Origin of the sequence: Bradyrhizobium sp. (genome assembly GCF_035484855.1) — a bacterium.
Taxonomy (GTDB): domain Bacteria; phylum Pseudomonadota; class Alphaproteobacteria; order Rhizobiales; family Xanthobacteraceae; genus Bradyrhizobium.
Map to the genome: position 1 here is coordinate 35,428 of NZ_DATHOP010000086.1, position 26,325 is coordinate 61,752.

The following is a 26,325-nucleotide window of genomic DNA, read 5'->3' on the forward strand; positions in this document are numbered from 1 at the left end:
CTCGCTGTTGTCGCAGAGGGTAAGCGGGCTGATTTCGCGTTTCAAGCACCCGCCACGAGATGGGCAGCAGCCATGCCCAATGTCGTTTATAAGAGTTTTGTCTGCCGGATGCCGAAATCGAGCGAATGACCGCATTGCTGAATCTTCTCACCACCCTGATCCAGACCCGGAAGGCGCAGCTCGCCCTGGCATTCCGGGTCACCGTGGGCGCCGCGGGTGCCTACGCGATCGCCGCTGCGCTGCATCTGAGGCTGCCGCTGTGGGCGGTGCTGACCTCGCTGATCGTGACCCAGATGAGCGTCGGCCGATCGCTGAAGGCGACCCGGGACTACATGTTCAGCACGGTGGGCGGCGCGATCTATGGCGGCGCGATTGCAGTCCTGATTCCGTATTCCGGCGAACTCGAGCTGCTCGGCTTGCTGGTCCTGGCGGTCGCGCCGCTGGCATTCATCGCCGCCATCAATCCCAGCCGGAACGCCGCCACCGTTACCGCCGTGATCGTGCTGCTGGTTCCGACCTTGAGCCATGTCGATCCGTTCGCTTCCGCGGTCGATCGCGTCATGGAGGTGGCGGTCGGGGCATTCACCGGACTGCTGGTGTCGTTCTTCGTGCTGCCGTCACGAGCGCACAACCAGATCCGCATCAGCGCAGCGCGGACGCTGGAACTGATCGCCGCCGCGTTCAGGGAGTTGCTGGCCGGCCTGACGCGTGGGCTCGACAACGACGCGCTGCATCAGATCCAGGATGGCATCGGCAAGGCGCTGGTCGAATTGAATGCGCTGGGTGCCGAAGCGGAACGCGAGCGCGCGGCGCGCTTGTCGAGAGGGCCGGACACCGGCCCGCTGCTGCGGACCACGTTGCGGCTACGCCACGACGTCGTGATGATCGGTCGCGGATGCACCGCGCCGCTGCCGGCCGATCTGCAAACCCGGCTCGCAAGGCCGCTGGCCGACGTCAGCGATACCTTCGTTGCCTATCTCCGTTCCAGCGCCGCCGCATTGCGAACCCGTGCCACGGCGCCGGTGGCCGCACCGGTCGACGCCGCGTTATATCGCTATGCCACTGAGGTCGCGGCGATGCGCAGCGAAGGACTGACGCGCGGCCTGCCCGGCGACGTCATCGAGCACTTCTTCGCGCTGGGATTTGTGCTGGAGCAGATGCGGCAGAACCTCAGGGATCTGGAGCGCACCGTCACGGAGTGGTCTGACGTGCCGCCCTAGCTGCGGCGGGCCAGTCCCTTGCTCTGCATGCGCCAGATCAGGAGATCGATCCGATCCTGGCCGAAGAACGGCTCGTTCTCGAACACGAAGGTCGGCACGCCCCAATGGCCCGATGCGGCGTGGGCCTTTTCGTTCTCGACGATGACGGCCTCGAAGCGATCGGGATCGGCGGTGATGGCGGCATCCATCGCGGGCAGGTCGAAGCCGGCGGCATCGGCGGCGCGCGCCAGATGATCGCCCTCGTTCCACCCCTTGACCGTGCCGTTCCACATCACCCGGCAGATCGCGTCGGCAAAGCCGAGCGCGCGGCCCTCGAGTTGGGCTGCGGCCCCCAATCGCGTCAGGCGGTGAATGTGGGGCTGCTGCTCGGCGACGTCGAGCGTCGCCATGTCCTGCAGAATCGGATCGGGCCGGGGAAAGCGGAACGGGATGTTGTCGTGTTTGGCGACGCGGCTGGCATCGAGCACGATGTAGCGCGCAAAACGCGGATCGGCGCGCTTGAAGAAGCCGGGGATGCGCACCGCGATCGGATAGACCGGGCGCAGGTTCACGGTCACCTCGTAATCGGCGACGAGTTTCAGCGTCTTCGGCAACGCCAGATAGCTGTAGGGACTGCGGAACGAAAAGAAGAGATCGACGGACAAGGTCATGCGAACCCCGGCATGTTGACTGGGCCGACCAAAGCACGCGCGGGCCGATGCGTCCATGCGCGGCCGATGCCTCGGCTGCGGCGGCCGGTCCGGCGAACGTCACAAAAGTTGTCGCTTTTTCAGGATACAACTATAGACTTAAAGCGGACCGGACGCGGGAGGCGAACATGGGCAGGTCGAGGTGGAAACTTGGAGCGGTCGCTGCGGTCGCGGCTGGTCTGGCGATGGCCGCATCGGCGCGCGCGGACGATGCGCCGGTGACGAAGTGCACCGCGCTCGACATCTGCTACTGCGTCAACACCAAATATCTCGCCGCGATCGACGCCAACGTCACGCGGGTGCGCAAGATCATCCGGGACAACAAGGCCGCGGGCAAGGCCGTCGGCTATCTCAGCGTTCCGCTCTCGCCCGCCGGCGGCGGCTCGTTTGAGATCAATTCGGAAGCCGCCGCACAGATCGCGGGCGATGTGATGAAGCGGTTCGGCCTGTCGGTCTACCTCCTCAATCCGGGCGCCGAGGCGGGCGATGGCATGAACGGCGGCAGCGGCGCCGATTTCATGTACATGTGGACCCAGATTCTCGAAGGAGGCGGCAACGGCGAGGATTTCGATTTCTTCTATTTCGCCGGGCCGACGGATTTCTCTCGGTATTTTCTGAAGTCAAAGGATCGCAACCAGGTCGACGATTATTTCGGCAAGCTCGACGACTTCTTCGACAAGCGGGTGGCGAGCGACGACGCCTTCCGCAAGGCCGTCGAAGCCAAGCAGATCACGAAGCCGGGCTTTCGCATCTATTACGGGCTGCGCGCCTCCGTCGCCTTCAGCCTCGGTTCGCACGACGAATGGAACATCGCGCGACTGTTGAACGAGCGCCGCCGCGGGGTGGAAGCGTTCGGCATCCCCAACCAGCTCTCGATCTTCTTCGACGGCCAGCCGGTCAATCCCGGCAATTTCGAAAGCCCGGCATCCTCGGGCGATACCGGGCGCTGCGTCAAATAGGGTGACGGTCTTCGAGGGGCAGGCGAGGGAGATCACGCCCCGCGCACTCGCGCCGGGACGCGGGTGATCTTCGCGCCGAGCGCGTTGAGGCGCTCGTCGATGCGTTCATAGCCGCGTTCGATCTGGTCGGCATTGTTGATGGTGGAGGTGCCCTCGGCGCAGACCGCGGCCAGCAGCATCGCCATGCCGGCGCGGATGTCGGGGGATGTCATCAGCGCGCCGCGCAGCCGGCTCGGCCCGGCGACGATGGCGCGGTGCGGGTCGCACAGCACGATGCGCCCGCCCATCGCGATCAGCTTGTCGACGAAGAACATCCGCGACTCGAACATCTTTTCGAACATCAGGATGACACCGTCGCATTGGGTCGCGGTGACGATCGCGATCGACATCAGGTCGGCGGGAAAGGCCGGCCACGGCTGGTCTTCGAGTTTCGGCACATGGCCGCCGAAATCGTCCTGGATCTTCAACGTCTGGCCTGACGGCACGACGAGATCGTCGCCCTCGACTTCGCAGACAATGCCGAGCCGCTCGAATCCCATCCGGATCGAGCGCAAATGTGTGAGGCCGGCGCGCGCGATGCGCAGCGGCGAGCGCGTCACCGCGGCAAGCCCGATCAGCGAGCCGACCTCGATATGGTCCGGCTGGATCGAATAGGTCACGGCGCCGAGCGTGGCGGGTCCATGCACCACCATGGTGTTGGTGCCGATGCCCTCGATGCGGGCCCCCAGCGCAGTCAGGAAATGCGCGAGATCCTGCACATGCGGCTCGGAGGCGGCGTTGCGCAGATGCGTCGTGCCGTGCGCCGCCACCGCCGCCATCAGCGCATTCTCGGTCGCCGTGACGCTCGGCTCGTCGAGGAAAACATCGGCGCCCTTGAGGCGGGTGCTGCGGAATTCCAGCCGGTCGGAGGCGGTGACGGTGGCGCCGAGCTGCTCGAAGGCCAGAAGATGGGTGTCGAGACGCCGCCTTCCGATCACGTCGCCGCCCGGCGGCGGCAGCATCACCTCGCCGCAGCGGGCCAGCAGCGGCCCGGCCAAGAGGATCGAGGCGCGAATCCGCGCGCACAGCGCGGGATCGAGATCGGCGGCGCGGATGGTCTTGGCGTGGATATCGAGCGTGTTGCGGCCCCGCCACTCGGCGGAGGCGCCGACCGAGCGGACCAGTTCCACCAGGGTTTCGGTGTCGCGGATGCGCGGGACGTTTTCGAGCGTCACCGGATGCTCGGTCAACAGCGCGGCGGCGATGATCGGCAGCGCGGCGTTCTTGTTGCCGGCAGGCTCGATGGTGCCCGAAAGCTTGCGTCCCCCTTCGACCATATATTGGATAGGTGGCACGGCCTGGTTACCGGATGACGCACGACTTTGCTCAGCGCTCACGTGAAGTCCCTGGGAAACGGAGGATTATCAAGGCAGCGTATCACATGCGGCAGTCTCCTTCATACCGATTGTTCGCGCTGTCGGTCTGCCGAGATCGCCGCCTCGACCTCGCGGACCGCGGCCAGCAGAACTTCGGCAACCCCCGCCTCGCGGCGCGGGTTGAGGCGGCGTCGTACGGCCGACAGGGTCAACGCTGCGATCGACTGCCCATCCGGGCTCTTGATCGAAGCCGACAGCGACTTCGTTCCGGGAACAAGTCCGACGTCGCGCAAATTGTAGCCACGGGCCCGCGCCGCCCGAATCTGCGCGAGCACGGCCGGCACATCGATGCGATAGCTTTCAAACCTCACCTCGTTCGCGGTGACGATCCGGCGCGCCTCCTGCGCCGGCATCGATGCCAGCATGGCAATGCCGGCGCTGCTGACGCCGAGCGGACGGCGCGCGCCGACGTCGATCGACAGCACCTGGATCGGATAGGGACCGATCCGGCGCGCGACGCACAACGTGTCGAAGCCGGTGCGAACCGTCAGGAACAGCGTGTCGCCGAGCTCGGCCGACACTTTCGCGAGCGACGGCTCGGCGGCGATCAACAGCGGCGAGCGCGATTGCCGCGCCAGTGCCAGTTCGGGGACCTGCCGGCCGATGGCGTAGCGCCTGCTTCTGTCGCGGCGCTCGACGATGCTTTCCTCGATCAGCGCAGACAGGATGCGATGCACGGTCGGTCGGGTGAGGGCGGTGGCCCGCACCACTTCCGCCAGGTGCACGCCTTCTTCGCGGCCCGCTGCGAGAATACGCAACACCGACAGGGCCCGGCGGATCGCCTGGGCGCCTTGCCGTGGCGCTCGCCGGTTGTCCGGTCGCGGTGATCTGTCGGCGCTCATTCCTGCCAATCCTCTTGCCCCGGATGCGGCCCTGAAGGTCGCCTTTGTCCACATCGTGGACAAAAACAGCACAATTCCATCGACACCGGAAGAGGACGGGACAACATCGACGCCGGAAGCCGCACCTGGTCCTCATCGGGAGGCTGCGGACGATAGCCATTCATGAAGCGCGACTTTTGGGAGGGTCATATGAGGTTTCCAGCGATCCTGCGGGTTGCGGTCGCGGCGTTATTGACGACGGCGACGATCGGCCCGGTCGCGGCCGAGCAATGGCCCTCGCGCGCGGTTCGCCTCGTCGTGCCCTATCCGGCCGGTGGCAATGTGGACGGCGCGGCGCGGATCATCGCGATCAAGCTGCAGCAAGTTCTCGGCCAATCCTTCGTCGTGGAAAACAAGGCCGGCGCCGGCGGCCTGATCGCGGGCGAAGCTTTCGCCAAATCCGCACCCGATGGATACACGCTGTTTGTCGGCGCCAACGGGCCGGTGCTGTTCGCGCCCGAGATCGCCAAGCGCGACGCCTATAGCTGGAAGCGCGATTTCCTGCCCATCACCTCGATCTCGATGACGCCGCTGGTGCTGGAAGTGCATCCTTCGGTGCCGGCGAAAACGCTAGAGGAGTTTTTCGACCTCGTCCGCAGCGAACCCGGCAAGCTGACGATGGCCTCGCCAGGCGCCGGCACCACCAATCACCTGCTGAGCGAACTGGTGCAGTCGACGCTCGGCCTCAAGTGGCTCACCGTGCACTACCGCGGCAATGCGCCCGCCGCCAACGACCTGATCGGCGGCCAGGTGCAGTTCGCGTTCGATCAAATTTCGGTCGGGCTGCCCTTCATCAAGAACGGCATGGTCCGCGCGCTGGCGGTCACCGGCACCCATCGCGCGCCCTGGATTCCCGACGTGCCGACCTTTACCGAACTCGGATACAAGGAGTTCGACGGCGAGACTTTTACAGGTTTGTTCGCGCCCGCGACCACGCCGGCCGAAATCGTGGCCAAGATCCACGATACTATGGCGACGATCCTGAAGGATCCCGACATCGTCGCGAAATTCAACGTGCTGGGCGCGGTCGCGGTGGCGATGACCCCGGCCGAATTCAGGAGCTACCTCGAAGCCGAGGACAGCAAATGGATCCCGGTGGTCCGCAACGCCAACATCAAGGCGGAATGAGGCGAGAGGAAAGTCAGATGGCACGACGCAAGAGCATTCACATCGGCGAATTCAAGCACGTCAATCCGATTCCCAACGCCAGCCGCATCGGCAATCTCCTGATATCCGGCGTCATTCTGGGCCGCGACACCAATGGCGCCATGCCGCAGCTGTTGGAGGACCAATGCGCGAACATGTTCGGTCATATGAAGGCCATCGTGGAAGCCGGCGGCGGCACCACCGCCGACATCCTCAAGATGACGGTCTGGTTGCAGGATAAAACGCAACGTGGCCCGGTCAACGCCGAGTGGCTGAAGATGTTTCCCGACGAAGATTCGCGTCCGGCTCGCCACACGCTGCAGATGGACATGGATGGCGGTGCGCTCGTGCAATGCGACTTCACCGCCGTGATCGATTGACCCAGGGATAATTGACAGGAACCGCGGGCATGCCGACCTATCTTCCGTTCGACTCAAATCCCCGCCGTCCAACAAAATTGCCGCCGGCGAAGAGTTGCGACAGCCAGTTTCATGTGCTGGGGCCGCTGGAAAAATATCCGATCCGCCCTGGCGCTGCCTACCAGATGCCGACGGCGACCTGGGAAGCGGCGCTGCGCGTCCACAAGGCGCTCGGCATCGAGCGCGGCATCATCGTGCAGACCACAACCTACGGCGCCGACCATGCGGTCGTGCTCGATGCGCTGGCGGCCATGGGCCCGAACTACCGCGGCTGCGCCAACGCGCTGGTGTTTGCCGAAGCCAAGGACGGCTATCTCGCCAAACTGCACGACGCCGGCGTGCGCGGCGCGCGCTTCAGTTTCCGCCAGGAGTTGGGCGCCGTGCTGTCGGATGCGGAATTCGCCCGCGCCATCGCCCAAATCCGAGAGCTCGGCTGGTACGCCAAAATCCAGCCGGAGAAGGACGGCATCGTCAGCAGCGCCGCCAAATATGAAAAGCTCGACGTCCCCGTCCTGATCGATCACATGGCGCGGCCCGAGCCCGCGCGCGGCCAGCAGGATCCGAATTTGCGCAAGATGCTGGGGCTGCTCTCCAGGGGCAATTTCTGGGTCATGCTATCGCTCGGCGAGAAGACTTCGAAGGCCGGCCCGCCCTGGGACGACGTCATCCCGATCGGGCGCGCGTATATCGAAGCCGCCCCCGACCGTTGCGTGTGGGCCAGCGACTGGCCGCATCCGGTCTCCGTGGTGCAGCCGCCCAACGATGCCGACCTGCTGGAGCTGTTGTATCGCTATGTGGCGGATGAGGCGGAGCTGCAGAAGATTCTGGTGAGCAACCCGGCAAAGCTGTTCGGGTTTGGAGTTTAGAGTCGGGGACTGACTGTGTCAGATCGCTTGGCTTGCTGCGGACTCTCCGGCAGTTACGCCGGCAAACTCGCTGTCAGCGGAACAAGCGTAGCTCGCCGAGTCCTGCTTCACCCGCCGCGCCAAGAGCGCGGCGACATCACACGTCGACGTTGGCGCTGAGCGAATTGTCCTGGATGAATTCGCGGCGCGGCTCGACCACGTCGCCCATCAGCTTGGTGAAGATGTCGTCGGCCTCGTCGACTTCCTTGACCTTGACCTGCAACAGCGAGCGCTCGTTGGTGTCGAGCGTGGTTTCCCAGAGCTGGCTTGGATTCATTTCGCCGAGGCCTTTGTAACGCTGCAGCTTGACGCCCTCGCGGCCGGCGTCGGTCACCGCCTCGAACAGGCCGACGGGGCCATGAATGACGGTCTCGGTATCCTTGCGGCGCAGCAGGCCCGGCTTCGGATAGGCTTCCTGCAGCTGGGCGGCATAATCGTCGAGCTTGCGTGCGTCGGCCGAGCCGAGCAGCGCGTCGTCGATAATGGCGACATCCTTGACGCCGCGCACGGTGCGCTCAAAGACAAAACCCTGGCCTTCGGTGAAGCGCCCGGTCCAGCCGCGCTCGACTTCGTCGGCCAGCGCATCGAGCCTGCGTGCGATATAGCTCGCGGCGGCGTTGGCGGTGGCGACATCGCCGGTGATTTTCGGGTTGAGCACGCCGGCGATCGCGGCCTGCTCGATCACCTTGCGGTTATAGCGGCTGTGCAGATTGTGCAGTGTGCCGCGGATAACCCTCGCATCCTCGACCAGCGCCTGCAGGTCGCGGCCCTTGCGATCCTCGCCCGACGCCAGCTTGAACACGCAGTCGTCGAGCCCGGTCCCGATCAGGTAATCCTCCAGCGCGCGCTCGTCCTTCAGGTATTGCTCGGATTTTCCGCGGTTCACCTTGTAGAGCGGCGGCTGCGCGATATAGAGAAAGCCGCCCTCGATCAGCGCCGGCATCTGGCGGAAGAAGAACGTCAATAACAGCGTGCGAATATGCGCGCCGTCAACGTCGGCGTCGGTCATCAGGATGATCTTGTGGTAGCGCAGCTTCGAGAGGTCGAAATCGTCGCGGCCGATGCCGGTGCCGAGCGCGGTGATCAGCGTGCCGATCTGCTCGGAGCCCAGCATCTTGTCGAAGCGGGCGCGCTCGACATTGAGGATCTTGCCGCGCAGCGGCAGCACGGCCTGGAATTCACGGTTGCGGCCCATCTTGGCGCTGCCGCCGGCGGAGTCGCCCTCGACGATGAACAGTTCGGATTTGGCGGGGTCCTTCTCCTGGCAGTCGGCGAGCTTGCCGGGCAGCGATGCAATATCGAGCGCGCCCTTGCGCCGCGTCAGTTCGCGCGCCTTTCGCGCGGCTTCGCGGGCGGCTGCTGCTTCCACCACCTTGCCGACGATGATCTTGGCCTCGGACGGGTGTTCCTCGAACCACGCCGCCAGGGCCTCGTTGATGACGTTCTCGACCACGGGGCGGACTTCCGAGGACACCAGCTTGTCCTTGGTCTGCGATGAGAATTTCGGATCGGGCACCTTCACCGACAATACCGCGGTCAGGCCCTCGCGGCAGTCGTCGCCGGTCAGCGCGATCTTTTCGCGCTTGGCGATGGCGTCGGCATAGCCGTTGACCTGGCGCGTCAGCGCGCCGCGAAAACCCGCTAAGTGAGTGCCGCCGTCGCGCTGCGGGATGTTGTTGGTGAAGCACAGCACGTTTTCATGGTAGCTGTCGTTCCACCACAGCGCCGCCTCGACCCCGATGCCGTTCATCTCGGTATTGATCATGATCGGGGAGGGCACCATCGGCTTCTTGTTGCGGTCGAGATATTTGACGAATTCCTCGACGCCGCCCTCGTAATGCATTTCCTCGCGCTTCTCGACCGCGTGGCGCATGTCGGAGAGCACGATGTTGACGCCCGAATTCAGGAACGCCAGTTCGCGCAGGCGATGTTCCAGCGTGGCGAAATCATATTCGACATTGGTGAAGGTCCCCTTCGAGGCCAGGAACGTCACCTCGGTGCCGCGCTTGCCATTGGCAGGGCCAACCTCGTTGAGCGGCGCCACCGCATCGCCATGGGCGAATTCGATGTAGTGCTCCTTGCCGTCGCGCCAGACCCGCAGCTTGAGCTTCTCCGACAGCGCGTTGACGACGGAGACGCCGACGCCATGCAGGCCGCCCGATACCTTGTAGGAATTCTGGTCGAATTTTCCGCCGGCATGCAGCTGGGTCATGATCACTTCGGCCGCGGAAATGCCCTCGCCCTTGTGGATGTCGACCGGAATGCCGCGGCCGTCATCGCGCACGGTTACCGAGCCGTCGGCGTTCAGCACGACCTCGACCGCGGTGGCATGGCCAGCCAGCGCCTCGTCGATGGCGTTGTCGACGACCTCGTAGACCATGTGGTGCAGGCCACTTCCGTCATCGGTGTCGCCGATATACATGCCCGGCCGCTTGCGCACCGCATCGAGGCCCTTCAAGACCCGGATCGATTCAGCGCCGTATTCGATAGGAATGGAATGCTCGGTGTCGGCAATCGTTTGCCGCGCGGGTTCTGTCATGTGTGGCCTTCGAGAACGTCGTCGAATCAGCGGCGCAAAAGGGCGCTGAACCATCTATTTGTGCCATGAAAGAGGGACTCCGCCTAGCGCAAAGTCTCCATCGGCAAGCTGTTGAATAAATGGGGATTTTCTCGTGTTTTTCAAGGCGGCGGCAAGCCGATTCCAAGGCCCGGCAAAAGCACGATTCGGCAAGCTTTTTCGATTCCCGTAATCCGGCTTTCGGGGCTGGCCGGACGAGGTGCGGGGCCAGCCGAAAAGGGCTGACCCCGCGCTTCACGAGCGGCTGACGATGCGGCCGGAATCGACGTCGAAAATCTCGCCCGATGTACCGATCTCGGTGAAGGCGGCGGGATCGGCGCCGGTCATCCAGACCTGGGCGCCGAGTTTCGCCAGCTCATCGAACAATGCACGGCGCCGGTCGGGGTCGAGATGCGCCACGACTTCGTCGAGCAAGAGTAGCGGCGTGATGCCGGTCATCTCGGCGACAAGATTGGCATGCGCCAGCACCAGCCCGATCAGAAGCGCCTTCTGCTCGCCGGTGGAGGCCTCGCGTGACGCCATGCCCTTCGGCGCGTAGATCACCTGCAGGTCGGTGAGATGCGGACCGTCGAGCGTGCGCCCGGCTGCGGCGTCGCGCGCGCGGCTGTCGCGCAGGATCCGCCGGTAACGGTCTTCGACCGAAGTTGCGGGCTCGGCGACGAGCGCGTTCTCCATCCAGCCGTCGAGCATGATGCGGGCCGAGGGAAAGGCTGAGGCGTCGCCGCGTTCGCGCAGCATCGCCGCCAGTCTGGTGGCGGTCTGGCTCCTTGTTGCGGCGACCGCAACCGCGAGCTCGGCGGTTTCGCGCTCGATCGCATCACACCAGTGGTCGTCGTAATTGCGCACCTCCAAGAGCCGGTTGCGCGAACGGAGGCTGCGGTCGAGCGCGGAGACCCGGCTCGAATGCTCGCTGTCGATGGCCAGCACCAGCCGGTCGAAGAACCGCCGCCGCTCCGAGGCCGCGCCCAGGAACAGCCCGTCCATGGCGGGCGTCAGCCACACCATGCGCAGATGATCGCCGAAGGCGGTCGCCGAAGCGACCGGCTCGCGATCGATCCGGCAGCGGCGGCTGGTTGCAGCCCCCTCGCTGCCCGGTGCATCGATGCCGGTGCCGAGGGTGGCGAGCCCCAGCGCGCCTTCGACTTCGGCCGACACCGCCCAGGAACCGTCACCCTGATTGTCGGCGACATCCTCCAGCGTCGCGCGGCGCAGACCGCGTCCCGGCGAGAGAAACGAGATCGCCTCCAGGCAATTGGTCTTGCCGGCGCCGTTCGGCCCGACCAGCACGACCATGTCGGCGCGCGCCTGAAGGCTGGCCGCGCGATAGTTGCGGAAATGCGTCAGCGTCAGGCGATGGATGCGGGAGGGGGTCATACCCGGTTGTCATTGCCGGGCTTGACCCGGCAATCCATCGTCCGCGTCAGCGGACAATATCCTCGTACAAGTCCCGCCAACCGGGATTGCCCGCAACGATCAGATCGTTTTTCCACTCGCGCGACCAATGCTTGATATTCTTCTCGCGTTGAAGCGCTGCGGCGATTGAATCGTGCGCTTCGAAATAGACCAGCGTTTTGATTCCATGCCGCTTGGTAAAGCTTTCAGCCAAGCCCTCGCGATGCTCGTAGATGCGTCGCACCAGATTGTTTGTAACGCCGATATAAAGCGTTCCACCGGGTTTACTGGCGAGGATGTATACCCAATAGCTCATTTTGGTTTGATGGATTGCCGGGTCAAGCCCGGCAATGACGATTAGTGGTTCCTACACCCGCATCGGCATCAGCACGTAGAGCGCGCCCTTGGAATCCTTGTCCTGCACCAGCGTCGGCGAGCCGGGGTCGGCGAGTTTCAGGATCGCGACCTCGCCCTCGATCTGGGCGGCGATGTCGAGCAAATAGCGCGAGTTGAAGCCGATATCGAGCGGGTCGGAAGCGTATTCGACTTCGAGTTCCTCGGTGGCGCTGCCGGAATCCGGGTTGGTCACCGACAGGATCAGCTTGCCCGCGGACAGAGCGAGTTTCACCGCGCGGCCGCGCTCGCTCGAAATCGTCGAGACGCGGTCGACGGCGGCCTCGAAATCCTTCTTGTCGACGATCAGTTCCTTGTCGTTGTTCTGCGGAATGACGCGGCCGTAATCCGGAAAGGTGCCGTCGATCAGTTTCGAGGTCAGCACCACGTCGCCGATGGTGAAGCGGATCTTGCCCTGCGACAGTTCGATTTTGACCTCGGCCTCGTTGTCCTCGATCAGGCGCTGCACTTCGCCGACGGTCTTGCGCGGCACGATGACGCCGGGCATGCCGTCAGCCCCCTTGGGCAGCGCGAGATCAATCTGCGCCAGCCGGTGGCCGTCGGTTGCGACCGCGCGCAAGCTCGGCGCCTTGGCGCTGCCCGCGGTGTGCAGATAGATGCCGTTGAGATAGTAACGGGTCTCTTCAGTGGAGATCGCAAATTGGGTGCGGTCGATCAGCCGCTTCATGTCGGAGGCGGCCAGCGTGAAGGAATGCGTCATGTCGCCGGCGGCAAGATCCGGGAAATCGTTCTCCGGCAGCGTCTGCAGAGTGAAGCGCGAGCGCCCGGCGCGGATCGCCAGCACCGAGCGGTCGCCGTCGCCCTCCAGCACGATCTGCGCGCCGTCGGGCAATTTGCGCACGATGTCGTAGAACATATGCGCCGGCACCGTGGTCGAGCCGCCGGTCGCGGTTTCCGCGGCCAGCGTCTCCGTCACCTCGAGGTCGAGGTCGGTCGCCTTCAGCGACAGCCGGGAACCTTCGGCGCGCACCAGCACGTTGCCGAGGATCGGGATGGTGTTGCGGCGTTCGACCACGCGATGCACATGGCCGAGCGATTTCAGGAGTTGCGCGCGTTCGACGGTGACCTTCATAGCAATACCCGCCTGATCCCGGAGATGGAAAAGCCGGGCGGCCCGAAAGGCGCGCCGCGGCATTTAAAACCCGAAAAGCCCGATCCGGTGTGGATTTGACCAAACCCTTGGGGGGACCGCAAGGTGGCGCGGATGGAGCGCAAGCGCAAGGGAAACGGCGCGCCGTCCCCCAGGTTTTCGGGCTGATATCGCCGGGTTGCCGGAGCTACTCCTGCAGCTGGCGCTTCAGCGATTCGACCTCTTCCGACAACGCGGTATCCTTGGCCACCAGCGCCTCGATCTTGCGAACCGCATGCAACACCGTGGTGTGGTCGCGCCCGCCAAACCGGCGGCCGATTTCCGGCAGCGACCGGAGCGTCAGCGTTTTCGCCAGGTACATCGCGACCTGGCGCGGGCGGACCACGTTGGCGGTTCGGCGCGATGACAGCAGGTCGGAGCGGCTGACATTATACTGCCGGGCCACCACCCGCTGGATGTCCTCGATCTTGATGCGCTTGGGTTCCTGCGGCCGGATCAGGTCGCGCACCTCGCGCTCGGCCATTTCCAAGGTCACCGGCTGAGCGTTGAGCTTGGAGTGCGCCAGCAGGCGGTTGATGGCGCCTTCGAGATCCCGGCCGTTGTGGGTGATGGCGCGGGCGAGATAATCCAGCACCGGTTCCGGCACGTCGAAACTCGCATGATGCGCGCGGGCCGCGGCAACCCGCGACTTGAGGATGCCAAGCCGCAATTCCTCGCCGAGCGATCCCATTTCGACCACGAGCCCGCCGGCCAGACGCGAACGTACGCGGTCGTCGAGGCTTTCGAGGTCCGAGGGCGGTCGGTCGGCGGCAATCACCACCTGCCGTCCCGCATCGATCAGCGCGTTCAGGGTGTGGCAGAACTCGGCCTGGGTCGACTTGCCCTGCAGGAACTGCAGGTCATCGATCACAAGCACGTCGATGCCGCGCAACGCTTCCTTGAAGGCGAGCGCGGTCTGCGTCTTCAGCGCCGCGACAAAACCGTACATGAATTTTTCCGCGGTGAGGTAGAGCACCTTGCGCTCGCTTCCCGAGTTGCCGGCCCAGGTCACCGCCTGCAACAGATGGGTCTTGCCGAGCCCGACGCCGGCATGGATGTAGAGCGGATTGAACATCACGGCATCGCCGCGCCGTCCTTCCGCTACCTGTCGGGCCGCGGCATGCGCCAGCGTGTTGGAACGGCCGATCACAAAACTGCCAAACGTCAGGCGCGGATCGAGCGGCGAGCCGCCGAGCGCGTCATGGCTCGCCGACACCGGCGCGGTCGCGACCGCGCGCAGCTCGGGCACGGGACGGCCATCGGCGCGCTCGGCGCGGCGCGCATCGAGCGGGGCTTGCGCCTCCTTGACCGGCGGCGCGCATCGCATTGCGGTGCGCACGGTCAGATCGATCCGGTGCACTTGCGGCATCTCGGCCTGCCAGCAGGTCAGAACGCGCTCGGCATAATGGGCCTGGATCCAGCTCTTGAGAAAGCGCGTCGGAACCGAAAGGCGGACGCTTTCCTGCTCGACGCTTTCCAGGTCCATGCGCGCAAACCAGCTGGTATAGACGTCTTCCCCTACGCTTGTGCGCAGCCGTCCTTTCACGCGAGACCAGCGATCCTGTTCCATATTTGTCATTGCCTGAGAACTTTTCAGAAGGAGTAAGGTTGCATTGGCGAAACGCCGTGCAGGTTTCCTGCCACGACGCGACCTCAAGCCGAGGCTTCGTCTTCAGCCACAGACCAGCCGTTCGGCGAAAACGCCGTCGGTCGGCTCAGCGATTGGAAGAGAAGCTTTCGCGAGGTCAGCGCGTACTCGACGGTCTGTCCGGAGTTCGCGCAGGGGGCCGTGTGCTGGGGGCGTCCAGGACGTCCACTACCGCATCATTTGAAAATGAAACTCGATCGAGTACCGCGCTGATTCCGTAAAGCATGCAACCTCCCCATCTCGCCGCGTTACCCGCGGCAAGTTGTCATCTCACGTGTATTCCATATTCAGCCGACCGCGCCCGAACATCAAAATCGTTCAGTTGCCACGCCGCCTCACTCACCCGTCAGTCTTAACCCGTCCGCTGGTTTCGCTCCCTGGTAGCGTCGTCGGCCGGCCGGTGCGTATCTCTCTTGTTCGACGCGAGCGAGGCACCGATGCCCCACCTTTGAGAAATTTCGACACAAAACCACATTCCCCATATTGCTATGAGGTCGTACCCGACAATCGCTTGGAAAGCGTCGCCAACGCGCACACCGCCGCCGATTTGCACGTCCGCCCCGCTCCTTAAACCGCGCTGGTCTGAAGAGCCGTGGGCGCCGCGAACGCTCTTAGATGTACAGCAAGCCCTGCATCCCGCAACGGAAATGATTCGATGCGCACACCCACTGCAGCAACTTTGCCGTCGCAAGATCAGGCGATGCCACATCGCCGCAGCGCCAACGTTTTGAATCTGATTGGAGATTCGATGCGAGGAACAACTGTGACATTTTCGTCGAACAAAAAAAATAAAGTCACATTTCCTTAATCATCGCGTGTGTTGGCACCCACTTTTCGAAGTGCTGGTCTGCGCTATGCTGATAAGTAACTAAATAAGCGCACTTTTTTTTGCGCGTTGAAACAGGGTAACCCACAGCGGTTTTCAATTCGCTCGTGCAGCGTGGTTTTGGTCTCAACGGCGAATGCGATTCAATCGCCCGCGTCAATAATGTCGCAGCCATCGCGCGAGGCATAAGCCCGGCTTGTTGCACAGCGCTGCACCGCCCGTAAAAATACTGGCCAGAGAAAACGTCGCACGCTGTAATCGGCGACGCAACCTGCCGGCAAAAAGAAAAAGCCCGGCGGCGCCGGGCTTTCTGACGAATTTCTGTTTCGATCAGTTCATTTCGCGAGCTTGGCGATCTGATGCGCGAGACGCGAGACTTTTCGGCTCGCATTATTCTTGTGAATGATATTGCGCTGCGCTGCCTGCATCAGTTCCGGTTCCGCGCGCGCCATCGCCTTCAGCGCTGCAGCGCGGTCGCCGCTCTTGATCGCCTCTTCGACGGATCGGACCGCGCCGCGCATCTGGGTCCGGCGCGACTTGTTGATGATGGTGCGGCGGGCAATCTTGCGGGTCGCCTTCTTGGCGGAAGTCGTGTTGGCCATCTTTCAAAAAATCCTTCGGCGGCGATCGATCGCTCATGGGCTCGGGGTTCTTCGCACCGGCCGCCCAGCCGCGTAATCGACGCGATGTTGTTGTACTGACGTCTCTGACAATGCCATTCTCTGCCAGCAGATACGCTTGCAAGACGGCGCCGCTCAAAGAACTGCGGCGGCGGGATTGCGCCCGCCGCCATTGGCGCCCTTATAGAGGCGACGTCCTGCAGCGTCAACGCCTTAAGCCCTGGCAGGAGGGTTTCGAGGCCCGTCGCAAAGGCCGATAAGGTGCTGATGAGGTTGAATTTCCCCCGTTGCCCCGGTAATGGCTGACGGCGTGTCGGGGGCGCAGACGACAGAAGGTGACGTATGATCCGCGGTTTTTTCCGACTTGTGGGGCTATTGCTGCTGGCCGGCGGATTCATCTTCATGGTCTATGACGGGGCGCGCTGGGTCGCCGATCAGACCCTGCGGTTCACCCGGTTCGGCCAATTCTGGAACGATATTCATCAATCGAGCCAGCAGGCGTTCCGCGCCTGGGTGGAGGGACATGCGCCCTGGCTCTGGAACAGCGTCGTCAAGGTGATCCTGGACCAGCCGGTTTTCGCCGTCATGGGGGTGCTCGGCATCTTGCTGATGCTGCTGTTCCGGCCGCGCAAGCCGCTGATCGGCTATTCACGGAACTGATCGCGGCTCGCGGCCTTCGAGTCGGATCGCCGACAATAACGGGGCTGGCCCGGGCTGCGTCGCCACTTATATTAAAGTCACATTTCGTCGTCATTCATTCGCCTGATATCCAGCCGGGAACCAATCCATGCTGTTCATGCGCAAGACCACCGCATTGCCGAGCGCGGCCGAGGCGCTGCCGGGCCGTGCGAACCCGATCCCCACCGCCAACAGCCATTTCGTCAACGGCCGTCGGCTCCAGCCACCTTTTCCGCAAGGCGTGGCACAGGCGGTGTTCGGGCTCGGATGCTTCTGGGGCGCGGAGCGCAAGTTCTGGCAACTCGGCGACGGCGTCTTCACCACCGCCGTGGGTTACGCCGGCGGCCATACCCGAAACCCTACTTACGAGGAGGTCTGCTCGGGCCGGACCGGTCATACCGAGGTGGTGCTGGTGGCGTACGACGCGGACAAATTATCCTACGATCGGCTGTTGAAGACATTCTGGGAAAGCCACAACCCGACCCAGGGCATGCGCCAAGGCAACGACGTCGGCACCCAATATCGCTCCGCGATCTACACCTTCAATGAGATCCAGCGCCAGGCCGCCGAGGCATCGAAAGCGGCCTATCAGAAGGCGCTGGCCAAGAAGGGGCTCGGCGCCATCACCACCGAAATCGCTCCGGCCGGCGAGTTTTATTTCGCCGAGGACTATCATCAGCAATATCTGGCCAAGAATCCGGCCGGCTATTGCGGGCTTGGCGGCACCGGCGTGTCGTGCCCAATCGGCGCCACCGTCAGCGCCTGATTGCTGTTCTTCTTACCTCGCCCCGCTTGCGGGGAGAGGTCGCCCGGCGAAGCGCAGCGAAGTCGGGCGGGTGAGGGGGACTCTCAACGAGTCGCGCTCGCTGAGACAGTCCCTCTCCCCGCAAGAGCGGGGCGAGGGAGAAGAGGCGAGTTTTTCTCTCCTCGCGGCCCGCGCGTAACAACGATTTGTTAACCATAACCGGTGCAAGAATTGAGCTGTCTCGCTATGAGGGATGGCCAAAGTGCGGGTCGCGCGCGCGTTTCGATTACCAGTTATTGTCGCCATGACCGCGCTCGCTTTGTCGGGTTGCGTGAGCACGACCGGTCCGGTCGCGATGGCGCAGCCGCAAAGCGATCTCGATTACATGGCCTATGGCCAACCCTACGCGACCGCGCCTTCGTCTTCCGCTGTTGCCGATTCTTCCGGCGGCGGCGCCATCAGCGCGCTTCGCAACGCGCTTGCGGCTTCGCCGCGCCGTGCTTACGCGCCTCAACCCACTTATGCAGCGCAACCCATGGCTGCCTATGCTTCCGCGCCGCTGCCGGCCGCCTATGACGCCTCCTACAAGCTCGATGCCGGCGACAAGTTGCGCGTCGTGGTCTACGGCCAGGAAGGTCTCACCAATACCTACGCCATCGATGCCGGCGGCTCCATCACTCTGCCGCTGATCGGTGCGGTGCCGGCGCGCGGGCGGACGCCGGCAGGACTCGCTGCCGAGATCTCCGCGAAACTGCGCAACGGCTTCATCCGCGATCCTTCCGTGGCGGTGGAGATCGAGTCGTATCGGCCGTTCTTCATCCTCGGCGAAGTTCAGGCGCCCGGCCAATACCCTTACGTTCCCAACATGAGTGTCGAAAGCGCGGTTGCGATCGCGGGCGGCTTCTCGCCGCGCGCGCTGCGCGACCGGGTGACGCTGACCCACACCGACAGTTCCGGCTCGACGCGCGTCGTGGTGCCGCTCGGCACCGCGGTGCGCCCCGGCGACACCGTGCAGGTCGGCGAGCGCTGGTTCTGATTTTTTTTAATTCGTCATTCCGGGGCGTGCGCCAGCACGAACCCGGAATCTCGAGATTCCGGGTTCGATGCTTCGCATCGCCCCGGAATGACGACGAAGGATTGCACTCGCTTGGGATGCGGCGTGCCCTTTTCAGCGCACAAACGCCGCCCCGCCCCTCATTGCCACATCCAGTTGTGGCCCCAATCGCCCTTCCAGGCCACCAGCCGGCCGTTGCGGAATTGCAAATAGAGCCGGTCGTGATGATTGAACAACCCGCTGCCGCCGATGTTGCGGATCGCCAGATAGATCTCGTCCCCCGGAGGGCCGCTGAGATAGCTCAGCGGCTCGCCCAGCGCGCGCGAGGCGCCTGACACATCCATCCCGAATACCAGCGGCGTGTTGTTCGACAGTGTCGCGGTGAAGGGTGCGCGCGAACCCAAAGCCGGCTGCTGCGCGACTGCGAGGCTCGACTGCGCGACGGAAGCCGCCGTCAGCAGCAAGGCTATGCGGGTCAGACGGCTCATGACGCGACCAGCCCTACGGGCGCGGCGTTGCGCGGCAGGCCGGCGAGGAACGGCAACACCGCGTCGACGAAAGCCTGCGGCTGGTCGATATTGACGGCGTGTCCAGCGGACGGGATCACAACTTTCGCAGCACCCGGAATTTTCGCCGCCATGTAGTCGGAAGCTGCAAGAAACGGCGTGTCGTCGGCGCCGACCACGATCAGCGAGGGCACCTTGATGTCGGGCAGCGACAGCATCACCGCGGCGTCGCGCTGGGTCAGCATGCCGCGCGCGGCCCGCGCCAGGCCTGAAGCGTCGCGATGGCTGACCGAGGAGCGTTCGCGGCTGGCCGATTGCAAGACCGTAAGCCCCTCGCGCTCAAAACGGTCGGCGGTCGCATGCGCGCGCGTGTTCCAGGCATCGCGGGCGTCGTCCTTCTTGAAACCGGGCCCGGTGTCGATGATCAACAGCGCGCGCACGCGCTCCGGATGCGTGCGATGGAAGGCGAGCGACATGTAGCCGCCGAGCGAGAGCCCGCCGACGATGGCGCTTTCCGCGCCGACTTCATCCAGCAGCGCCGCCATGTCGGCCACCGTCAGCGCTTCGCTATAGCTTGCGGGGTCGTCGGGATAGTCTGATAGCCCATGGCCGCGCATGTCCCACAGCACGAGCTTGTGATGTTTCGACAGCGCCGCGACCTGACCTTGCCACATCGCCGAGGTCGATGAGTAGCCGTGGGTCAACAGCAGCAGGGGCCCGCTGCCATGCACCTCATAGTAAATCTTGACACCGTCCCGATCGAGTTTTGGCATTGCGAGTTCCCCGGCCAGCCCGAAGATCATTCTAGCGCGATTTCTTGGCGAAGGGGAATTGCCCAACTTTGCAAGCCATGGGCGCTGCCGAGGGCTGGTGTGGGCATCGATGGTTATTGCCGCAATGCAAAATATGCATTTCGGAATTTTATTCTCTCCGCGCCATCCCAAATGGCGTTGCCTCCGAAAAGGAACGCGATCATTCTGCATGGCAAGGCTGGCATCGACCCGGTGGGTGCCAGCCATTACCCAAAAGTGAGTTGCCGCCGTAAGCGGCATCATGCACCGGAAGGGGAAGCGACCATGCCTAATCTGAATATCAACGGACATAATATGTCCGTCGACGCGGCACCCGATACGCCGCTGCTCTGGGCCATCCGCGAACAACTGCAAATGACTGGCACCAAGTTCGGCTGCGGCGCCGGGCTGTGCGGCGCCTGCACGGTTCACGTCAACGGCGAAGCCGTGCGTTCCTGCCAGACGGCGCTCTCCGACGTCGCCGGCAAGAAGATCACCACCATCGAAGGCCTCAGCGCCAAGGGCGATCATCCCTTGCAGAAGGCCTGGATCGCCGAGCAGGTGCCGCAATGCGGGTACTGCCAATCCGGCCAGATCATGCAGGCGGCCTCGCTGCTTGCGAAGAACTCGAATCCGACCAAGGAGGAAGTGGTAGCGCACATGGACGGCAATCTCTGCCGCTGCATGACCTATTCACGCATCCAGAAGGCGATCATGCGCGCCGCTGCCGACATGCGCACGGCATCCAACGCCAGCGAGCGGAGGCCCACATGAACACGCACGTGAAAACCCCCCAGATCGAATCCACCGATCTCAGCCGCCGCTCGTTCCTCGTCGGCTCTGCTGCTGCCGGCCTCGCGCTCGGCTACTCCACCGTGCCCGGCATGCTCGGCGCCGACCAGGCGTTCGCCGCGACTGGCAATTTCGATCCCTCGGTCTGGTATGGAATCGCACCCGACGGGATCGTCACGGTCACCTGCGGCAAGGCCGACATGGGCCAGCACATCGCCTCCACCATGGCGCAGATCATCTGCGAAGAACTCGGCGCCAGCTGGAAGGACATGCGGGTCCAGCTCGCCTCCAACGATCCGAAGTTCAACGACCCTGTGCTCGGCGCGCAGATTACCGGCGGCAGCTGGAGCACCATGATGAACTTCGATGCGATGAGCCGCGCCGGTGCCGCGGGGCGCATGGCATTGACCGAAGCCGCCGCCGCCTCGATGGGCGTGCCGGCGGGTCAACTGGTCGTCAGGGATTCCGTGATTTCGGATCCGAAGTCGAAGAAGTCGATGACGTTTGCCGAGATCGTCAAGGGCGGCAAGGCGACAAAAACCTTCACGCCGGACGAACTCAAGGCGATCGAGCTGAAGACAGCCGATCAATACACCCTGATCGGCGTGTCGGTGCCGCAGCTCGACATCCCCTCCAAGACCAACGGGACGGCGAAATACGGCATCGACGTGATGCTGCCGGGCATGGTGTACGGCAAGATCGTGACCCCGCCGGTGCGCTTCGGCGCCACGGTGAAATCGGTCGACGACAGCGCGGCGAAGAAAGTGCCGGGCTTCATCAAGGCCGTCACGCTCGACGACAAGACCGGTACCACGACGGGCTGGGTGGTGGCGGTCGCCAATACCTACGCCAACGCCCGCAAGGCGGCGGATGCGCTGAAAATCGCATATGACGGCGGACCCAACGCGAAACTGTCGAGCCAGTCGTTGCTTGACGAAGCCAAGCGGCTGCAGGCGCTGAATGATTCCGGGGAGTTCTTTGTCAAGGACGGCGACACCGCGGCGGCCTTTGGCACCGCGGCGAAGCTGATGGAGGCGGAATACACCACCAACATCAACATCCACTGCCCGATGGAGCCGATGAACGCCACCGCGGAACTGAAGGGCGATATCTGGCATCTCTATTCCGGCAACCAGTTCGCGACGCGCTCCGGCGCGATCGCCGCCGGAGCGGCCGGGGTCGATCCCAAATTCGTCGTGCTGCATCAGATGTGGCTGGGCGGCGGCTTCGGGCGGCGGCTCGATGCCGACATGATGGTGCCGGCGGTGCAGGCGGCGAAAGCCGTCGGCAAGCCGGTCAAGGTGATCTATTCGCGCGAGAACGACATGACTATGGATTTCTCGCGGCCGCTCACCTATCAAAAAGTGAAGGCGGGGCTCGACGGCGACGGCAAGCTGATCGCGCTCAACCACGATGTGGTCTCGGCCTGGCCGACCAAGCGCTGGGGCATCCCCGACTTCCTGTCGCCCTCGGTCGACAAGAAGGGGCCGCTCGATGCCTTCACCGTCAACGGCGCGGACTTCTTCTATACCGTGCCGAACCACAACGTCCGCGCCATCCTGAACGAGATGGCGCACAACGCCACCCCGTCGGGCCAGTTGCGGTCGGTCGCACCGGGCTGGACCTTCTGGGCGGTCGAAAGCATGGTCGACGAGATCGCGCACGCGGTCGGCAAGGACCCCGCGCAGTACCGGATCGCGATGCTGGACGGTGCGGGCAAGAACGACGGTGGCGCGCAACGCCTGCGCAATACCCTGCTGGCTGCGATGGGCCTGTCCGGTTACGGCACCATCAAGCTGCCGCAGGGCGAAGGCATGGGGCTTGCCTGTGTCTCCTCGCAGGAACGGGCAACCGCAAGCTGGACCGCTTGCGTCGCTCATGTTGCGGTCGCGCCGTCGGGCGAGGTCAAGGTCAAGAAGCTGACGGTGGCCACCGACGTCGGCACGCAGGTTCATCCCGACAACATCCGCGCCCAGGTCGAGGGCGCGGCATTGTGGGGGCTGTCGCTTGCGATGTACGAGAAGGCCACCCTGAAGGACGGCGGTATCGAGCAGACCAACTTCGATACCTATACGCCGCTCCGGATGAGCCAGGTGCCGGAAGTCGCCGTCAGCGTCATCGCCAATGGTGAAAAGGCGACCGGCGTCGGCGAGCCGGCGGTCACCGTGATCGCGCCCGCGCTCGGCAACGCGATCTTCAACGCCGTCGGCGCCCGGGTCCGCGCGCTGCCGATCACGGCGGAGGCGGTGAAGGCGGCGATGAAGGCTTAAACGGCTATCGCCGATTGCGCGAGAACAGCGATCCGCCGGAGGCTTTGCTTCCGGCGGATTTTTTTATCGCCATATGCCCGAAAGATTCGCTCAAATTGTAGCGTTCCCGCTACCCACGCTTTCACGATGCCCATTAAGCCGCATTGAACGCATTGCCGGCTAGCCTTGGCAGTCGATCGCACTGCAGGGGTTCGGGGATCATGACAGCGTTAGCCGAAAAAACTTCCACCAAGCGCCGGTTGCTGCTGGCGTCCGATCGGGGCGACCAGAGCAGCGAGCTCGCCGGCATCCTGCGATCGGTCAGCCAGGTCGACACCATCCCGACCTCGGAAATTCCCGACGCGCCCGCGCACGACCTTTCAGGGATCGTGGTCGACATCAATCTGCGCTCGCCCGAAAGCGTGCAACTCTTCCGCAACAAGCTGCGGGCCGAGGCCTACCGCGAGATGCCGCGGCTGTTCGTGCTGGCGGATGCGCTGCATCATGGCTCGATGCAGGCCTGGGCGCTGGGCGCCACCGATACCATCGCGCGTCCGTTCGATGCGCAGGGAATCCTGCAGCGCATCCGCGCCGCCTTTCCCGACAGCGAAGGTTTCGACGAGACCGATCGCGGCAAGGCGCTGAACCGGGGCGTCGAGGCCGCCCATGCCGTGATGGTCAAGATATTCGAGAAACTGCCGGCCGGCGTTCCCCTGCATTTCAACGACATCGTGGCCGCGGAAACCAAAATCCTCAAGGCCATCAAGCATTCTTCCTTGCGCGAATGGCTGACCACCGTCGGCTGCCACCATACCGCCACCTATCGACATTGCCTGTTCGTGACCGGATTTGCAGTGGCGTTTGCCCAGCATCTCGGCATGCGCGAGGACGACCAGCGCCGGCTGGCGCGTGCGGCGCTGTTGCACGACGTCGGCAAGGCGTTCATCCCGGTCGCGATCCTCGACAAGCCGGGCGAATTGACGGAAGCGGAAATGGCCGAGATGCGCGAGCATCCGCGCCGCGGATTCGAAGCGCTGGCGCGCCAGGGCGGTTTCCCGCCGGAAATGCTGGATGTGGTGCTGCACCATCACGAATTCCTGGACGGGTCAGGCTATCCTGACGGCCTCCGCGGCAAGGAGATCAGCGACATCGTGCGCCTCACCACGATGGTGGACATCTATGCCGCGATGGTGGAGAAGCGCCCCTACCGGCTGCAATTCACCCACGCCCGCGCGTTTTCGATGATGGAAGAGATGGGCGACAAGCTCGACCAGCATCTGCTGCAGGCGTTCCGGCCGGTGGCGTTCGGATATTATTGATAGGCGTACCGAACCCTCGCCGTCATTGCGAGGAGCTCTTGCGACGAAGCAATCCATTCTTCCTTCGCGGCTTCATGGATTGCTTCGCTGACGCTCGCAATGACGGCTTAGCGTACAGAGGCAAGGTCCTCGAACGGCCCGCTAGCCCACACGACCGTGCCGCCGACCATCGTCAGTAGCGACCGGATTTTGCCGATTTCGCCGACCGGTGCGGTCAGATAATCCGCCGACAGCACTGCAAGATCGGCGAATTTTCCAGGCTCCAGCGTACCGCGCCTCGCATCGTCATTGGCCTCGAAAGCGGAATTCCGGGTGTACATCTCCAGCGCCTGACGGCGGCTCGGCGCTTCGGCGTCGCCGCGGGTCTTGACGCCGCCGATGGTGGTGCCGTCGAGATACCATTGCAGCGCGACGAAGGGATTGTAGGACGACACCCGGTGCGCATCGGTGCCGCCGGCCACCGTCAATCCGAGCCGCCACGCGGTCGCGATCGGCGGCAACCCCTTGGCCTTTTCGGCGCCTTCCTCGCGCTGCAGCCGCTCGCCGCCAAAATAAGGTCCGTCCTGCACGCCCCAAATCAGCCCGAGCGCCTTCATCCGCTTCAGGCTTTCCTCGGAGGCATTGTAGAGATGCAGCACGGTCCAGCGGAGATCGCGCACCGGATAATCCTTGGCGATGTCCTCGATAACATCGAGCAGATCGTGCACGGTCCGGTTCGGATTCCAGTGCAGCTGGATGGTGTAGCCTTTTGACGCGGCCCAACGCAAAAGTTCCGCCAGCCTGGCCTTGCCGTCGGGGGTAATGTCGCCGTCGGTCCAGTCGGCCCAGATCAGGATTTCGCCGGGGCCGTTGAAATGCAGCATGTCGTCGCCAAATCCCTGCGGCAACAGCTGGGTCAGGTTCTGCAGGTCGGCAAGCTCGCTGCCGGGTTTTGGCGCGCACAGGTGATAGGCGATCCGCAGCGTCAACTGCTTGTCGTGCCAGAGCTTGAACACCGCCTGGTAATTGGCCGGGTACACGCTGACCCCGCCGCCATCGACGATGCCGGTGATGCCGAGGCTGTTCATCTCGCGGAAGAATTTTTTGGAGCCGTCGACCTGCTGCTCCATGCTCGGCTTCGGCAGGTGGTCGAAAATCTTGCCGAGCGTGTTGCCGTTGCCGATCACCACGCCGCTCGGCTTGTTGTCGGCGTCGAGTTCGAGCTTGCCGCCGGGGGTGACGTCGGCGTCGGTATGGATGTTGAGCGCTTCCATCGCCTTCGGCGTCAGCAGCAGCCAGTCATAGAGATGCTGGATGTAGACCGGATTGTCGGGGGCTGCCTCCGCCACTTCGCGCGGGTTCGGACGCCGCTTCTCGGAAAATTGCTCCTCGGTCCAGCCGCCGGCGACCACGATCCAGGAGCCGGGCTTCTGTGCCTTGCCGGCCGCGCGGATTTTCTCCAGCGCCTCCTTGAGGCTCGGCACGCCGATCCAGTTCACCTCGGTGGCAAAAGTCTGCGCGGCGCGGATGCCGTGGATGTGGCCGTCGGTCAGCCCGGGAATCACGGTGCGGCCGCCGAGGTCGACCAGTTTGGCCTTGTCACCGGCGAGCTTTTTCATCGCGGCCGTGTTGCCGGTGGCGAGCACCTTGCCATGGCTGATCGCCAGCGCCTGTTGAATCGAAAAATCCTTGTCGACGGTGAGGATCTTGCCGTTGAACAGAACGGTGTCGGCGGTCTGCGCGGCGGCGAGGCTTGCGGGCAGGGCGAGGGCGAGGCTTACCATCGCCGCTAGCGCGGCGGCGCGGGCCGTTTTTGCCGTCTCTTGTCTTTTTGACCTCAGCATGTCGCCTCTCCGTTATTTGCCTCTTGTCTCTCAGCCGTCATTGCGAGCGCAGCGAAGCAATCCATGGTTCCGCAAAGCAAGTGTGGATTGCTTCGCTGCGCTCGCAATGACGGAGGGGTGACGCGCC

The 26,325-nt window shown here is 63.9% G+C and carries 23 protein-coding genes; 11 read left to right on the top strand and 12 right to left on the bottom strand.

Features of this window, described 5'->3' with window-relative positions; translation table 11 throughout:
- The first annotated feature begins 125 nt into the window (after positions 1-125).
- Complete coding sequence (locus tag VK804_RS09850) at positions 126-1,220, top strand: FUSC family protein (protein WP_325370415.1); 1,095 nt, start codon at positions 126-128, stop codon at positions 1,218-1,220.
- Here the strand turns inward: VK804_RS09850 and VK804_RS09855 are convergent.
- The gene (locus VK804_RS09855) at positions 1,217-1,870 is read right to left on the bottom strand and encodes a 2-hydroxychromene-2-carboxylate isomerase (RefSeq protein ID WP_325370417.1); all 654 of its coding nucleotides are present in this window, start codon (positions 1,868-1,870) and stop codon (positions 1,217-1,219) included. The two genes, VK804_RS09850 and VK804_RS09855, sit on opposite strands and share 4 nt — an antisense overlap.
- Before the next feature lie 167 nt (positions 1,871-2,037).
- On the opposite strand from VK804_RS09855, the gene VK804_RS09860 reads away from it, so the two are divergent.
- Positions 2,038-2,868: a hypothetical protein gene (locus VK804_RS09860; RefSeq protein ID WP_325370419.1), complete on the top strand. Its 831-nt coding sequence runs from the start codon at positions 2,038-2,040 to the stop codon at positions 2,866-2,868.
- A 32-nt stretch (positions 2,869-2,900) separates the two neighbouring features.
- Here VK804_RS09860 and murA read toward each other — a convergent pair whose 3' ends face one another.
- Both murA and VK804_RS09870 read right to left on the bottom strand, forming a co-directional pair.
- Positions 2,901-4,202, bottom strand: a complete 1,302-nt coding sequence (gene murA, locus VK804_RS09865) for a UDP-N-acetylglucosamine 1-carboxyvinyltransferase (protein ID WP_325370421.1) — start codon at positions 4,200-4,202, stop codon at positions 2,901-2,903.
- A gap of 101 nt (positions 4,203-4,303) precedes the next feature.
- Positions 4,304-5,125 carry an IclR family transcriptional regulator gene (locus VK804_RS09870; protein ID WP_325370423.1) on the bottom strand — a complete coding sequence of 274 codons (822 nt, stop codon included), beginning with the start codon at positions 5,123-5,125 and terminating at the stop codon, positions 4,304-4,306.
- Between the two features lie 189 nt (positions 5,126-5,314).
- Between VK804_RS09870 and VK804_RS09875 the strand changes: the two genes are divergently transcribed.
- From VK804_RS09875 to VK804_RS09885, 3 genes are read left to right on the top strand one after another with little or no spacing between them, the layout of a single operon-like run.
- Entirely contained in the window at positions 5,315-6,292 is a 978-nt protein-coding gene (locus VK804_RS09875) for a tripartite tricarboxylate transporter substrate binding protein (protein ID WP_325370425.1), read from the top strand.
- A 17-nt stretch (positions 6,293-6,309) separates the two neighbouring features.
- Positions 6,310-6,690, top strand: a complete 381-nt coding sequence (locus tag VK804_RS09880; RefSeq protein ID WP_325370427.1) for a RidA family protein — start codon at positions 6,310-6,312, stop codon at positions 6,688-6,690.
- A 29-nt stretch (positions 6,691-6,719) separates the two neighbouring features.
- Complete coding sequence (locus tag VK804_RS09885; RefSeq protein WP_325370429.1) at positions 6,720-7,595, top strand: amidohydrolase family protein; 876 nt, start codon at positions 6,720-6,722, stop codon at positions 7,593-7,595.
- Between the two features lie 136 nt (positions 7,596-7,731).
- Here VK804_RS09885 and gyrB read toward each other — a convergent pair whose 3' ends face one another.
- The 6 genes from gyrB to rpsT form a co-directional block, all read right to left on the bottom strand.
- Entirely contained in the window at positions 7,732-10,173 is a 2,442-nt protein-coding gene (gyrB, locus tag VK804_RS09890) for a DNA topoisomerase (ATP-hydrolyzing) subunit B (RefSeq protein ID WP_325370431.1), read from the bottom strand.
- Between the two features lie 273 nt (positions 10,174-10,446).
- Positions 10,447-11,586 carry a DNA replication/repair protein RecF gene (recF, locus tag VK804_RS09895; RefSeq protein WP_325370433.1) on the bottom strand — a complete coding sequence of 380 codons (1,140 nt, stop codon included), beginning with the start codon at positions 11,584-11,586 and terminating at the stop codon, positions 10,447-10,449.
- Between the two features lie 46 nt (positions 11,587-11,632).
- A complete protein-coding gene (locus VK804_RS09900) occupies positions 11,633-11,920 on the bottom strand; it encodes a GIY-YIG nuclease family protein (RefSeq protein WP_325370435.1) in 288 nt (95 codons plus the stop codon).
- Positions 11,921-11,971: 51 nt separating this feature from the next.
- Entirely contained in the window at positions 11,972-13,090 is a 1,119-nt protein-coding gene (gene dnaN, locus VK804_RS09905; RefSeq protein ID WP_325370437.1) for a DNA polymerase III subunit beta, read from the bottom strand.
- A 205-nt stretch (positions 13,091-13,295) separates the two neighbouring features.
- Positions 13,296-14,726, bottom strand: coding sequence for a chromosomal replication initiator protein DnaA (gene dnaA / locus VK804_RS09910; RefSeq protein WP_325370439.1), 1,431 nt, complete (start codon positions 14,724-14,726; stop codon positions 13,296-13,298).
- A 1,230-nt stretch (positions 14,727-15,956) separates the two neighbouring features.
- Complete coding sequence (gene rpsT / locus VK804_RS09915) at positions 15,957-16,223, bottom strand: 30S ribosomal protein S20 (RefSeq protein WP_325370441.1); 267 nt, start codon at positions 16,221-16,223, stop codon at positions 15,957-15,959.
- Between the two features lie 360 nt (positions 16,224-16,583).
- On the opposite strand from rpsT, the gene VK804_RS09920 reads away from it, so the two are divergent.
- The 3 genes from VK804_RS09920 (at position 16,584) to VK804_RS09930 (ending at position 18,700) form a co-directional block, all read left to right on the top strand.
- Positions 16,584-16,901 (top strand): hypothetical protein, encoded by a 318-nt coding sequence (locus VK804_RS09920; RefSeq protein WP_325370443.1) that lies wholly within the window; start codon positions 16,584-16,586, stop codon positions 16,899-16,901.
- Between the two features lie 127 nt (positions 16,902-17,028).
- The gene (msrA, locus tag VK804_RS09925) at positions 17,029-17,685 is read left to right on the top strand and encodes a peptide-methionine (S)-S-oxide reductase MsrA (RefSeq protein WP_325370445.1); all 657 of its coding nucleotides are present in this window, start codon (positions 17,029-17,031) and stop codon (positions 17,683-17,685) included.
- A gap of 283 nt (positions 17,686-17,968) precedes the next feature.
- The gene (locus VK804_RS09930; protein ID WP_325370447.1) at positions 17,969-18,700 is read left to right on the top strand and encodes a polysaccharide biosynthesis/export family protein; all 732 of its coding nucleotides are present in this window, start codon (positions 17,969-17,971) and stop codon (positions 18,698-18,700) included.
- A 158-nt stretch (positions 18,701-18,858) separates the two neighbouring features.
- Here the strand turns inward: VK804_RS09930 and VK804_RS09935 are convergent, their stop codons facing one another.
- Both VK804_RS09935 and VK804_RS09940 read right to left on the bottom strand, forming a co-directional pair.
- Positions 18,859-19,206: a hypothetical protein gene (locus tag VK804_RS09935; protein ID WP_325370449.1), complete on the bottom strand. Its 348-nt coding sequence runs from the start codon at positions 19,204-19,206 to the stop codon at positions 18,859-18,861.
- Complete coding sequence (locus VK804_RS09940; RefSeq protein ID WP_325370452.1) at positions 19,203-19,997, bottom strand: alpha/beta fold hydrolase; 795 nt, start codon at positions 19,995-19,997, stop codon at positions 19,203-19,205. Before VK804_RS09940 ends, VK804_RS09935 begins: the two co-directional genes overlap by 4 nt.
- A gap of 303 nt (positions 19,998-20,300) precedes the next feature.
- Here VK804_RS09940 and VK804_RS09945 point away from each other — a divergent pair, with 303 nt between their 5' ends.
- The 3 genes from VK804_RS09945 to VK804_RS09955 all read left to right on the top strand — a co-directional run bounded on the left by VK804_RS09945 (position 20,301) and on the right by VK804_RS09955 (position 24,375).
- The gene (locus VK804_RS09945; protein WP_325370515.1) at positions 20,301-20,789 is read left to right on the top strand and encodes a (2Fe-2S)-binding protein; all 489 of its coding nucleotides are present in this window, start codon (positions 20,301-20,303) and stop codon (positions 20,787-20,789) included.
- Positions 20,786-23,077, top strand: coding sequence for a xanthine dehydrogenase family protein molybdopterin-binding subunit (locus tag VK804_RS09950; RefSeq protein WP_325370456.1), 2,292 nt, complete (start codon positions 20,786-20,788; stop codon positions 23,075-23,077). Before VK804_RS09945 ends, VK804_RS09950 begins: the two co-directional genes overlap by 4 nt.
- 200 nt (positions 23,078-23,277) lie before the next feature.
- Positions 23,278-24,375, top strand: coding sequence for an HD-GYP domain-containing protein (locus VK804_RS09955; RefSeq protein WP_325370460.1), 1,098 nt, complete (start codon positions 23,278-23,280; stop codon positions 24,373-24,375).
- A 107-nt stretch (positions 24,376-24,482) separates the two neighbouring features.
- Here the strand turns inward: VK804_RS09955 and VK804_RS09960 are convergent, their stop codons facing one another.
- Entirely contained in the window at positions 24,483-26,198 is a 1,716-nt protein-coding gene (locus tag VK804_RS09960) for an amidohydrolase (protein ID WP_325370463.1), read from the bottom strand.
- Positions 26,199-26,325: the final 127 nt, after the last annotated feature.

What these genes read in the sequence shown, in the direction of transcription:
- VK804_RS09855 (WP_325370417.1), bottom strand. Translation starts at nt 1,870, where the DNA reads ATGACCTTGTCCGTCGATCTCTTCTTTTCGTTCCGCAGTCCCTACAGC.
- VK804_RS09945 (WP_325370515.1), top strand. Translation starts at nt 20,301, where the DNA reads ATGCCTAATCTGAATATCAACGGACATAATATGTCCGTCGACGCGGCA.
- VK804_RS09940 (WP_325370452.1), bottom strand. Translation starts at nt 19,997, where the DNA reads ATGCCAAAACTCGATCGGGACGGTGTCAAGATTTACTATGAGGTGCAT.
- VK804_RS09885 (WP_325370429.1), top strand. Translation starts at nt 6,720, where the DNA reads ATGCCGACCTATCTTCCGTTCGACTCAAATCCCCGCCGTCCAACAAAA.
- VK804_RS09870 (WP_325370423.1), bottom strand. Translation starts at nt 5,125, where the DNA reads ATGAGCGCCGACAGATCACCGCGACCGGACAACCGGCGAGCGCCACGG.
- rpsT (WP_325370441.1), bottom strand. Translation starts at nt 16,223, where the DNA reads ATGGCCAACACGACTTCCGCCAAGAAGGCGACCCGCAAGATTGCCCGC.
- VK804_RS09850 (WP_325370415.1), top strand. Translation starts at nt 126, where the DNA reads ATGACCGCATTGCTGAATCTTCTCACCACCCTGATCCAGACCCGGAAG.
- VK804_RS09880 (WP_325370427.1), top strand. Translation starts at nt 6,310, where the DNA reads ATGGCACGACGCAAGAGCATTCACATCGGCGAATTCAAGCACGTCAAT.
- VK804_RS09950 (WP_325370456.1), top strand. Translation starts at nt 20,786, where the DNA reads ATGAACACGCACGTGAAAACCCCCCAGATCGAATCCACCGATCTCAGC.
- gyrB (WP_325370431.1), bottom strand. Translation starts at nt 10,173, where the DNA reads ATGACAGAACCCGCGCGGCAAACGATTGCCGACACCGAGCATTCCATT.
- VK804_RS09930 (WP_325370447.1), top strand. Translation starts at nt 17,969, where the DNA reads ATGACCGCGCTCGCTTTGTCGGGTTGCGTGAGCACGACCGGTCCGGTC.
- VK804_RS09955 (WP_325370460.1), top strand. Translation starts at nt 23,278, where the DNA reads ATGACAGCGTTAGCCGAAAAAACTTCCACCAAGCGCCGGTTGCTGCTG.
- msrA (WP_325370445.1), top strand. Translation starts at nt 17,029, where the DNA reads ATGCTGTTCATGCGCAAGACCACCGCATTGCCGAGCGCGGCCGAGGCG.
- VK804_RS09860 (WP_325370419.1), top strand. Translation starts at nt 2,038, where the DNA reads ATGGGCAGGTCGAGGTGGAAACTTGGAGCGGTCGCTGCGGTCGCGGCT.
- VK804_RS09960 (WP_325370463.1), bottom strand. Translation starts at nt 26,198, where the DNA reads ATGCTGAGGTCAAAAAGACAAGAGACGGCAAAAACGGCCCGCGCCGCC.
- VK804_RS09935 (WP_325370449.1), bottom strand. Translation starts at nt 19,206, where the DNA reads ATGAGCCGTCTGACCCGCATAGCCTTGCTGCTGACGGCGGCTTCCGTC.
- VK804_RS09920 (WP_325370443.1), top strand. Translation starts at nt 16,584, where the DNA reads ATGATCCGCGGTTTTTTCCGACTTGTGGGGCTATTGCTGCTGGCCGGC.
- dnaA (WP_325370439.1), bottom strand. Translation starts at nt 14,726, where the DNA reads ATGACAAATATGGAACAGGATCGCTGGTCTCGCGTGAAAGGACGGCTG.
- dnaN (WP_325370437.1), bottom strand. Translation starts at nt 13,090, where the DNA reads ATGAAGGTCACCGTCGAACGCGCGCAACTCCTGAAATCGCTCGGCCAT.
- VK804_RS09900 (WP_325370435.1), bottom strand. Translation starts at nt 11,920, where the DNA reads ATGAGCTATTGGGTATACATCCTCGCCAGTAAACCCGGTGGAACGCTT.
- recF (WP_325370433.1), bottom strand. Translation starts at nt 11,586, where the DNA reads ATGACCCCCTCCCGCATCCATCGCCTGACGCTGACGCATTTCCGCAAC.
- VK804_RS09875 (WP_325370425.1), top strand. Translation starts at nt 5,315, where the DNA reads ATGAGGTTTCCAGCGATCCTGCGGGTTGCGGTCGCGGCGTTATTGACG.